The organism is Corallococcus exercitus, assembly GCF_003611585.1.
Classification (GTDB): Bacteria; Myxococcota; Myxococcia; order Myxococcales; family Myxococcaceae; genus Corallococcus; species Corallococcus exercitus.
Window position 1 is genome coordinate 1 of the sequence record NZ_RAVW01000561.1, and the last position, 5,166, is coordinate 5,166.

Annotated in this window: 4 protein-coding genes; 3 read left to right on the forward strand and 1 reads right to left on the reverse strand. The window is 72.5% G+C overall.

Annotation, left to right across the window (positions count from 1 at the left end; all coding sequences use genetic code 11):
- On the reverse strand, positions 1–1,254 hold a 1,254-nt coding region (locus D7W79_RS38510; protein WP_147442273.1), incomplete at its 3' end, for a serine/threonine-protein kinase.
- Positions 1,255–1,589: 335 nt separating this feature from the next.
- Here D7W79_RS38510 and D7W79_RS38515 point away from each other — a divergent pair.
- The 3 genes from D7W79_RS38515 to D7W79_RS38525 all read left to right on the forward strand — a co-directional run bounded on the left by D7W79_RS38515 (position 1,590) and on the right by D7W79_RS38525 (position 4,771).
- Entirely contained in the window at positions 1,590–2,870 is a 1,281-nt protein-coding gene (locus D7W79_RS38515) for an amidohydrolase family protein (protein WP_120530233.1), read from the forward strand.
- 45 nt (positions 2,871–2,915) lie between these two features.
- Positions 2,916–3,476, forward strand: coding sequence for a peroxiredoxin (locus D7W79_RS38520; protein WP_120530231.1), 561 nt, complete (start codon positions 2,916–2,918; stop codon positions 3,474–3,476).
- Between the two features lie 227 nt (positions 3,477–3,703).
- Complete coding sequence (locus tag D7W79_RS38525) at positions 3,704–4,771, forward strand: CgeB family protein (protein ID WP_120530232.1); 1,068 nt, start codon at positions 3,704–3,706, stop codon at positions 4,769–4,771.
- Positions 4,772–5,166 lie beyond the last annotated feature (395 nt).

The window sequence follows — 5,166 nt, forward strand, 5'->3', positions numbered from 1 at the left end:
CACCCCGCCCAGCACGAGCACGCCCGCGACGATGGCCAGGGCCCGGCGCGAGCGGGGCGCCCTGGCCTGGGAACCGGTAGGGACTCCGCCGTTCACGGCGCCACGGGCCGTCTTGTCCTGGGCGCCCGTCGAGCCTGCGCCGGGCGCGCCACCCGGGGCCAGGCCTCCGGACGTCACGGGCCGGGCGCGCAGCGACACGGTGTGGGTGCCCAGGGGCGGAAGGGGCCGGGACGCCGCCGGAGCCGCGCCAGCGGGAGGCGGCACGGGCCAGGCAGGGACACCCTGCACCCCGAACGGCGGCAGCATGTCCACGGCCTGCGCACCCTCCGCGCCCGAATTGGACGGATCCGCGAGCCTCGCCTGGCGCAGCGCCAGCCGCTTGGGGTCGCTGTCCGGCGGGAACAACGTGTCCAGGTACGCGGCCACCTGCGCCGGCGCCGCGACCTCCGCGGGCCCGCCCAGCATCTCGATGGCGGCGATGAACGTCTGCAGGCTGTCGAAGCGCGCCTCCGGGTCCTTCGCCAGCGCCATGAGGCACACCGCCTCCAGCGCCTGCGGCACCGACGGGTCGAACGCGGTGGGCGGCTTCGGCCGTCCTTCCGAGATGCGCGTGAGCACCTCGTCGGTGGACATGCCGGTGAAGGGCCGGCGGCCACACAGCTGCTCGTAGAGCATCACCCCCGCGGCGAACAGGTCCGCGCGGTGGTCCACGCTGCGGCCGGCGATCATCTCCGGCGACATGTAGAAGAACTTCCCCTTCAGCGTCCCGGGCTCCGTCCCCGACCCCAGCGCGTCCGCCTTCGCGATGCCGAAGTCGATGACCTTCACCGCGCCGTTCGCGCCGACGTGGATGTTGTCCGGCGTGAAGTCGCGGTGGACGATTCTCAGCGGCCGCCCCGCCTCGTCCACGGCGCGGTGCGCGGCGTCCAGCCCCCGGCACGCATCCACCAGCACGCGCAGGGTGATGCCCAAAGGAACGCGCTGCCCGCGCTCGGCGGCCTCCTGCCGCACCTCCGCGAACGAGCGCCCCTCCAGCAGCTCCATGGCGATGAAGGGCTCTCCGCCCTCCATGCCCAGCTCCAGGATGGAGACCACGTGCGGATGACGCACCTGCGCGGTGATGCGCGCCTCGTTGAGGAACATCTGCACGATGCGCCGGTCCGCGACCAGGTGCGGCATCAGCCGCTTCACCGCCACGGCCGGGCCGCGCTGGCCATCCGGGGTGATGGCGCGCGCCAGATACACCTCCGCCATGCCGCCCGTCGCGATGCGCGCGCTCAAGCGGTAGCGGCCTGCCCACGAAACGCCGGGTTCCGACACCAAGGTGGCGGCAGTCTACGGGCCCGCGCCCCCGGCGCCCAACGTCCTGACGGGCCGCCTGCCTGCCTGTCCCCGTCTCCCACCGGACGCTCCGGGCGTGCACCCCGTGTTGGACCGGCCGGGACGATGGGTGTGGGTGCAGGGATGTGTGGACCCGATGACGGAGGACGGGGCGGGAGTGCTAACCTCCCCCGCCTCAAGCGTGACCCCTAAGGGGAGGGGGCCGCCTTCACGAACCTCGCGAACCGTCGCGGATGCAGGGAGGGATGTTGGGCACCGTCCTCAAGGGTGGTTTCGTCGTCGAACTGGAGCCCGCGTCCGTGGAGCGGGTGGACCTGCGCATCGAGGGTGAGCGCATCGTGGCGCGGGGCGAGGACCTTGCGCCCGGCCCCGACGACGAGGTGGTCGCGCTGTCCGGCAAGCTCGTCTTCCCGGGGCTCGTCAACGCCCACCACCGGCTCGCGAGCGTGCTGTCGCGCGGCCTGGTCCGTCCGACGCCGCCGTCCTACCAGGCCCTGCTGGAGCAGGTGCGCTGGCCCTTCGAGAACGCGCTGGACCTGGACGCGGTGCAGGTGGCCGCCACGGCGGGCGGCCTGGAGTCCATCCAGTGCGGCACCACCACCCTGTTCGACCTGCACGCCTCGCCCAAGGCGGTGACGGGCTCGCTGCTTCGCTCGGCGCGCGGCCTCCATGAGGTGGGCGTGCGCGGCGTGCTGTCCTACGCGGTGACGGACCGCATGGGCGCGGTGGGCCGCGAGGAGGGGCTGGAGGAGACGGTCAGCTTCGCGCGCAAGGCCCGGGGCCGCTTCCGCGGACAGGTGGGCGCGGGCCCCTGCTTCACGCTGGGCGACGACGCGCTCCAGGGGCTGGGCGAGGCGCTCAACACCACCGGCACCGGGCTGCACTTCCCGCTCGCGGAGGATCCGCTGGACGAGCGGCTATCCACCGAGCGCCACGGCAACCCGCCGGTGACGCGGCTGCTCACCAGCAACCTGCTGTCGCCCCGCGCCATGGCGGCGCACGCGGGCCACCTGGCGTGGGCGGACCTGGCGCAGGTGCTGGCCACGGGCACGTGGCTGCTCCACACGCCGCGCTCCAACCAGGGCCTGGAGGTGGGCTACGCGCCCGCGCTGAAGTTCGGGGCGCGCGCGTCGCTGGGCACCGACGGCACGTCGCCGGACATGTTCGCGGAGGCGCAGGCGGCGTACCTGCGCTCGCGCGAGGCGGGGCAGACCATCGACGTGCTGCGCTACCTGGCCAACGGCCACCGGCTGGCGTCACAGGTGTTCGAGGCGGCCATCGGCCCCATGCGCGAGGGCGCGCTCGCGGACCTGCTGGTGCTGGACTACCTGTCGCCCACGCCGCTGACGGCGGAGACGCTGGCGTGGCACGTGGTGCACGGGCTGGGCAGCCGCCACGTGGAGGCGGTGATGGTGGACGGCGTGTGGCGCGTCTGGGCGCGCAGGCCGCTGTCGGTGAACCCCACGGTGGTGGCCGAGCAGTCGCGCGAGGCCGCCGCCGCCGTGTGGGCCCGCATGGCTTCGTCGTAGGGCGTAGCGCTTGTCGCGGTGTCCGGGGCCCGTTAAGTCCCGGGCATGCTCAACTCCCTGCTCGTCGTCGGATGGCTCAGCGCAGCGATTCCCCAGGTGGGTGCAACCGCCCCGGACTTCACGGTGAAGGACACCGCGGGGACGACCTACACGCTGTCGGAGATGGTGAAGAAGGGGCCGGTCATCGTGGCCTTCTTCCCCAAGGCGTTCACCAGCGGCTGCACGAAGGAGCTGACCGCGTACCGGGACCGCTACAAGGACATCGAGCAGGTGCAGGGCCAGGTGCTGGCCTTCTCCACGGACGACGCGGAGACGCTGACGCGCTTCAAGACGGAGCTGAAGGCGCCCTTCGCGTTCATCCCGGATCCGGACGGCAAGGTCGTGGGCGCGTACGACGTGAAGATGCCGGTGTTGACGGTGTCCAAGCGCTACACGTTCGTCGTGGGCGAGGACCGCAAGGTGCTCAAGGTGGACGAGGGCAAGGACGCCATCGACCCCACGGGCGCCATCGTCGCGTGTCCGCTGCGCAAGGGTGGCGCCGCGAAGCCCGCGACGGCCCCGGCGGGGAACACGCCTCCCACGAAGGCCGAGCCCGCGACGAAGTAGCCGCGACACCGCCGTGATGAGCCCCTGGCTTGCAGGGCAGGGGCACGGTCCACTCTCGGACGTCCTGGTGGCACGCGCGGGCTGGACGCCGGCCGTGCCGTTGAGGAGTTCACGCGGCCTGGCGCACGGCTGCTTGTCCGTCTGAAGCGGGTCGCGATAGCCGTGGGCCTGCCGCGCGCGGGAGCTCCTCCCTCCGCCGGGCTGGGGGCGTGAGGAGGCCCGAGTGGATGGACATTGTCTTCCTGGGACCGGTGTGCCGGCCCATCGCCGGGGCACAAGCGGGCACGGCGCCGAGGCAGCTCGCGAAGGCGCTCCGGAGGCGCGGACACGCGGTCCTCGTGCTGGAGCGAGGGGCGCCCGGCTCCCGGTCCGAAGCTTCATCCACCGTCGCGACGTATCAGGACCTCGCGGACCTTCACGAGCGCTTCCATTCGCGGGTGCGCCACGCGGACCTGGTGCTGGTGGACGCGGACGTGCCGCAGGTCGCGGACGTGAGCCGCTGGGCCACGAACATGGCGGCCGGGCTCACCGTCTTCTGGGACCGGGACACGCCCCGGACGCTGGCACGGCATGCCTTGCGTGAGGACCCCGGCTGCATGACGCCGGAGCTGTTCGCGGACTACCGGCTCTATCTCTGTTCCAGCGGAGGCCCGGTGCCCCGTCAGCTGGAGCGCGAGTGGGGCGTGGCCCGTGCGCGCGTCTTCCTGCCAGGTGTGGACACGGAGTTCTTCACGCCCGGAAGCGAGAGGACGCGCTGGGACCTGGGGCACCTGGGGCCGTTGTCGGCGGAGCGGTGGGGGCTCATGAAGCGATGGTTGCTCGGCGCCGCGCGCGGCTGGTCCGAGGGGCGCTTCGTCCTCGCGGGGATGGTGTCCGCGGTGGATGACACCTGGCCTACCAACGTGGCGAGGCATGAGGTTCCATCGCCAGGGGAGCACGCGGGCTTCCTCGGTGCGCAGCGCTTCACGCTGGCGCTCTCCCAGGCGGAGCACACGCCGGGCGCGAACCTGTTCGAGGCGGCGGCCTGTGGGGCAGCGCTGATCTGCGATACCTGGCCGGGCCTGGAGGACGTCTTCGCGCTGGGCGAGGAGGTGATGGTCGCCCACACGGAGCGGGACGTGCTGCGCTACCTGCTCGCGATGCCGGAAGCAGACCGGCGCCAACTGGGCGTGCGAGCCCGAGCGCGGGTCCTGGCCGAACACACCGTGGCCCACCGAGCCGTGCAACTGGAGCAGTACGCGAACGAGGCGGATCGGGGTGCCGCGTGGATGGCGCCGGTGCGCTCGCTGAACTGAGCTTCATAGGGCCCGGGACCATGGCCTCGCCGCGACGCGTCACATCCAGGCCGGGCCTGAGTCCTGTCGGGGGCGCCCGCACGAACTGGTCCGACAGTCGGACCAGTTGGGACTGCCGCCGTGGCTGAGGCCCGCCCACTTGAGCAGCGGAAACCTGTCCGACAGTCGGACCGGTTTGGACAGCCGCCGTGGCTGGGGCCCGCTCACCCGAGCAGCGGAAACCTGTCCGACAGGAGGGTTGCGCGAAATAAGGGGGGCTGGGGGGAGAGTAGAGAGCAGATGAAGCAGGAGGCAGGACGGCCCTGCCCGCCAGCGAAGCAGCCGAGGCGGCGCATCCCGAAGGACCCGACGCCGCGATTCAAGGCGCCCGACAGAGAAGCGCTGGCCTTGGCGGA